Consider the following 5,133-nt stretch of genomic DNA (forward strand, 5'->3'; position numbering starts at 1 on the left):
TTGAAGAATTCGGTCCTATCCGCTCGCACGCATTCTACGCGGGGGCCCACAGCGAGGCCCCCATACAGGCCTGCCCGCTTTCCTGGCAAAAACGCGAGCCCACAGCCACCCTGTACGGGCGGCTCGCCGTGGCCGCCCGACTCCTCCGAAAATCGCCCACGAAACACACGAACCTCACGAAAGCATTCTATTTTCATCGTTCGTGCCGTGCGTTTGCACATGGGCGATTGCTCTGAAAACATTTGAGCGTTTCCTCGGAAACACCACTGATGAACACAGATGGGCAGTACCAATTGTGGGTTGAAGAATTCGGTCCTATCCGCTCGCACGCATTCTACGCGGGGGCCCACAGCGAGGCCCCCATACAGGCTCGCCTGCTTTCCTGGCAAAAACGCGAGCCCAGAGCCACCCTGTACGGGCGGCTCGCCGTGGCCGCCCGACTCCTCTCCTCTGCAAATAACCATTTTCATGCTTCGTGGCGAGCGCGGAGCTCATGGGCGATTCCCTCCAAGGTGAGTGGGGCGTCATAGCACGTTCTCTGGTCAACGATAACGACGACCGAGAAAACTTTAGCGCCCGGCTGGCAGTGCGCATAAATTCCATGCTCTGTCAAAGCCGCTCATCAAGTCAGTGGGTGATACCCATTGCGGATTGCTGATTAGTACCAACTGCGGAGAAAAAGGGCACGTTCTTTCTAGGGGCGTCTCTATGTGGATGCCTGCTCACTCCCCAGCGGCGGCGGCAGATGCCCACACGATGGTAGCCAGATGCGCAACGTCTGGAGTGTCTCATCCGCAAATCCATCGCGCCTTCAACATCGCCACCCGTTCTCTCATCAACTCGTTCATGCTGTCCAACATCTTGTCACGAACGCGCACGTGTTGGCGCGTTTCCAAGGCGCTACTCTACTGCTCGTTCTGCTATTCCAGGGGTTGCACATCTGGCGACCTTTTGGTATCGCGGGGAGAGGTTCTCGAATCTGACGGTGGCGCTTGCTTCGGTCTGTGAGTCTTCGCTAGTCTTTGGCGCATGCCCACCTTTCGCTATCGCACGCGCATCGAGGCTCCGGCCAAGACGGTGTTCGATTGGCACGCACAGCCGGGCGCATTGGAGCGGCTGACGCCGCCCTGGCAAACAGTAGAAATTGTCGAACGCACAGGTGGCATTCAGTCAGGCGCGCGTGTTGTGTTGCTCCTGCATCTCGGTCCGCTTCGTCAGCGATGGGTGGCGGAACATCGCGATTACATCGAAGGGTGTCAGTTTCGTGATGTACAAATCGAAGGGCCGTTCGCCCGATGGGAACACACGCATCGGATCGAGCCGGATGGGCCGACGGCGTGTTATCTGGAAGACCATATCGAATATGCGTTACCATTAGCCCCCATTAGCAATTGTGTGGCAGGTGAGTTTGTTCGTGGCGAACTGGAACGGCTGTTTCGCTATCGCCACTACGTCACGGCGCATGACATCGCCGTGCATGCCCACAGTCAAGGAGGTTCGCCTATGCACATCATGGTCACGGGCGCGAGCGGATTGATCGGCGCGGCACTCGTGCCGTTTTTGACCGGCGGTGGTCATCAGGTCACACGCGCCGTTCGTTCGCAGCCGAAAACAGATGAAGTTCACTGGAACCCTGATGTAGGTGTCATCGAGAGCGCCAAACTGGAAGATCTAGATGCCGTCGTGCATCTGGCCGGAGAGAATATCGCCGACGGGCGCTGGACGCCGGAAAAGAAAGCGCGGATACGCGACAGCCGCGTGAACGGGACACGGCTGGTCTCGCAAACGCTCGCCGCGTTGGAGCGGAAACCGCGCGTGCTGGTGTGCGCCTCAGCCATTGGATTTTATGGCGACCGAGGCGCGGACGTGCTCACCGAAGCGAGTCCCGCCGGTTCAGGATTTCTGGCCGACGTCTGCAAGGAATGGGAAGCCGCGACCGAACCGGCAGCGCAAGCTGGCATTCGCGTCGTCAACGCGCGAATTGGTATTGTGTTCACGCCCCGTGGCGGCGCACTGCAAAAGATGCTGCTGCCGTTTAAGCTCGGACTGGGCGGCGTCATCGGTCACGGTCGGCAGTACTGGAGCTGGATTTCGATTGACGACGTGATTGGAGCGATTCATCACTTGATAACCAATGAGCAGTTGAGTGGCCCGGTCAATCTGGTCGCGCCACGCGCCGTGACGAATGCTGAATTCACGAAGACACTGGGGCGCGTGTTGAGTCGTCCGACGATCTTTCCCATGCCAGCATTTGCTGCCCAACTGGCCTTTGGCGAGATGGCCGATGCGCTGCTGCTGGCCAGCGCGCGGGTTGAACCAGCTCGCTTGTTGGAGAGCGGCTATCAGTTTCGGCATCCAGATTTGGAAGGCGCATTGCGGCACTTACTCGGCGCGTAATCGAGCTGAACATCATCAGAGGATATGACGATTGATAAGAATTTGCTTGATACGATAGATCACGTCGCCATCTGCGTCGTGGATGTGAAGGCGGCGGTTGAGTGGTATACCCGAACATTCAAGTGTGAGGTGTGCTATCAGGATGACACGTGGGCGATGCTGCAGTTCAACAACGTCAAACTGGCCTTCGTCATCGCCGAGCAACATCCGCCGCACATCGCCCTGTTCAGTCCTGATGCCGAAGCGTTCGGCAAGCTGAAGACCCACCGAGATGGCACACGCTCAGTCTACATCCAAGACCCATCTGGCAATGCTGTGGAGATTCTGGCGACGGATTGAGATCATGAAAACCAGGCCCCGGAAAAAGCACTCATTGCCAACGAAAGTGTGCGTCGTCTGCGGGCGGTCATTCGCTTGGCGGCGAAAATGGGCGCATGAGTGGCATCGCGTGCGTTATTGCAGTCGCCGCTGCCGCGCCAGATCGTCCGGTGTTGCTAAGAATCCGTCATTGATGATGAAGCATGTGGATTGCCGATGATAACCCTTGCGCAGATACAACCTGAGCAACTTGACCGAGACCGCCCGGCGCGACTGAAGTGGTATCACTGGGTCGGGCTGGCGCTCGTGGCGACATGCTGGCCACTGAATTGGATGTTGACCGGATTGCGCACGCATGTGCTCTTTTTTCCGCTCTGGCTGGGATACATCCTCGTGGTTGATGGGCTGGTTTACCGCCGACGCGGCACATCGCTGGTGACGCGCTCGCCACGGGAGTTTGCGCTGCTCTTCGCTCTATCCGCGCCGATGTGGTGGTTGTTTGAATTGATCAACTGGCGAACGCAGAACTGGGAATATCTGGGAAGCCGCTTGTACACCGATGCCGCTCACTTCCTCCTCGCGACGCTCAGTTTTTCCACTGTCATACCGGCGGTTTTGGTCACAACGGAGCTGGCGCGAACGTTTCGCTGGATCGAGCGTTTCGCCTCACGCTCGCCGGTGGCGATCACGCCGCAGGTCTCCAGGAATGTGTTTATCGTCGGCGCAGCCATGCTGACGTTGCTGCTCGCGTTTCCTCGCTACTGCTATCCGTTCGTGTGGACGTCGCTGGTGTGTTTGATTGAACCGATCAATCGTTGGCTTGGGCGACATGCATTGTTGAATGACATTCAGCGTGGTGACTGGCGCACCGTCGTATCACTTGCCACGGGCGTATTGATCTGCGGATTCTTCTGGGAGATGTGGAATTATTTCTCCTATCCGAAGTGGATTTATCATGTGCCCTTCTTTGGATTCTGGCGCGTGTTTGAAATGCCGCTGCTTGGTTATCTTGGTTACATTCCTTTTGCATGGGAATTGCACGGAATCGTTCGCTTCGCGCGGCCACGTCTGGCGCTGAATATCTGATCAATGTGGCCATCAATCGAACCTCTCCGCTGTTGCACAAAGTCCTTCTTGCAAGAAGTGTGCGCGGAGGCGTGATATGAGCGGCGGTGTGAAATGAGCAGCGGCGTGAGATGAACGGAGGTGTGATATGAGGCAATGGTTGAGAATACTCTTCCTTGCTATTCTGCTGAGCATGCTTTATGTCACCACGAGGGCGATGATGGAGCGCGGCGTATTCGAAGCAGGCGCCGCGTTGTGGCCCGATGCGTGGTTTCGCGCCACGTTGGCCGATGCTTATTTCGGGTTCGTGACGTTTTTCGTCTGGGTTGCTTACAAGGAGCGGCGGGTTGCTGCCAAAGTGATCTGGTTTATTCTGATTATGTCGCTCGGCAACATCGCCATGTCGGTGTACATGCTGATCCAGTTGTCAAAGCTGAAGCCCGGAGATTCATGGGAGTCATTGTTGTTGCGGCAGCAGGAAGCCTGAAGCCGGAACATTGGCATTGGAAGACGAGCGTGATCTTCAATTCTGGTCCACGCCTTGATATTAGCTAAAGAAAGCCCATGTCGGACCTGATATTGAACATGTTGCTGGTCGGTTGGCTTTGTGCGGCGCTGATCATGCTTGTACTGTGGGTTCTGCACCTGCGTCTGAAGAATGCTGGGATCGTGGATATTGGCTGGGCTGGCAATTACGCGCTGATCGCGCTGGTCTATGCTGTGATGGGCGACGGGTACGGGCCGCGCCGGGCGCTTGTCACCACGATGGCGGTTGTATGGGGCGCGCGGCTGGCGGCTCACCTGACGGCGCGAACTATCGGCCAGCCGGAGGATGCGCGGTATCAGCATCTTCGTCAACAATGGGGCGGGAATGTGCCATTGAAGTTTTTCTTCTTTTTCCAATTCCAAGCGCTGTTGAATGTGATCTTGTCCACGCCAGTGCTGCTGGCGAGCATCAATCCTCGGCCTGAGCTCTCGCCGTTGGAATGGTTGGGTTGCGCTGTGTGGATCATCGCTGTGGTGGGCGAGTCGGTCGCTGATCAGCAGCTCAAAGCATTCAAATCCGATCCCGCAAACCGAGGCAAGGTGTGCAACATCGGCTTGTGGCGATATTCACGTCATCCAAATTACTTCTTTGAATGGCTTGTCTGGGTGGCGCTGTGTGTGTTCGCCTGGGCGTCGCCCTACGGTTTCATCTCAATCATCGCGCCAGCGCTGATGCTCTATTTTCTGTTGCGCGTCACCGGCATTCCGGCGACCGAGGCGCAGTTGCTACGAAGCAAAGGCGATGCCTACCGCGCCTATCAACAGAGGACGAGTGCTTTTGTGCCGTGGTTTCCACGACAATCATAA

Annotated in this window: 6 protein-coding genes; all 6 read left to right on the plus strand. The window is 57.0% G+C overall.

The features are described 5' to 3' along the window. Positions 1–1,029 precede the first annotated feature (1,029 nt). A complete protein-coding gene (locus NZ823_15285; GenBank protein ID MCS6806493.1) occupies positions 1,030–2,397 on the plus strand; it encodes a TIGR01777 family oxidoreductase in 1,368 nt (455 codons plus the stop codon). Between the two features lie 24 nt (positions 2,398–2,421). Further along, a complete protein-coding gene (locus NZ823_15290) occupies positions 2,422–2,736 on the plus strand; it encodes a VOC family protein (GenBank protein ID MCS6806494.1) in 315 nt (104 codons plus the stop codon). A 4-nt stretch (positions 2,737–2,740) separates the two neighbouring features. After that, complete coding sequence (locus tag NZ823_15295; GenBank protein ID MCS6806495.1) at positions 2,741–2,935, plus strand: DUF2256 domain-containing protein; 195 nt, start codon at positions 2,741–2,743, stop codon at positions 2,933–2,935. Further along, complete coding sequence (locus NZ823_15300; protein MCS6806496.1) at positions 2,932–3,801, plus strand: hypothetical protein; 870 nt, start codon at positions 2,932–2,934, stop codon at positions 3,799–3,801. Before NZ823_15295 ends, NZ823_15300 begins: the two co-directional genes overlap by 4 nt. 127 nt (positions 3,802–3,928) lie before the next feature. After that, the gene (locus NZ823_15305; protein MCS6806497.1) at positions 3,929–4,267 is read left to right on the plus strand and encodes a DUF1475 domain-containing protein; all 339 of its coding nucleotides are present in this window, start codon (positions 3,929–3,931) and stop codon (positions 4,265–4,267) included. A 77-nt stretch (positions 4,268–4,344) separates the two neighbouring features. After that, positions 4,345–5,133 carry a DUF1295 domain-containing protein gene (locus NZ823_15310; protein MCS6806498.1) on the plus strand — a complete coding sequence of 263 codons (789 nt, stop codon included), beginning with the start codon at positions 4,345–4,347 and terminating at the stop codon, positions 5,131–5,133.

The organism is Blastocatellia bacterium (genome assembly GCA_025054955.1).
GTDB lineage: Bacteria > Acidobacteriota > Blastocatellia > HR10 > J050 > JANWZE01.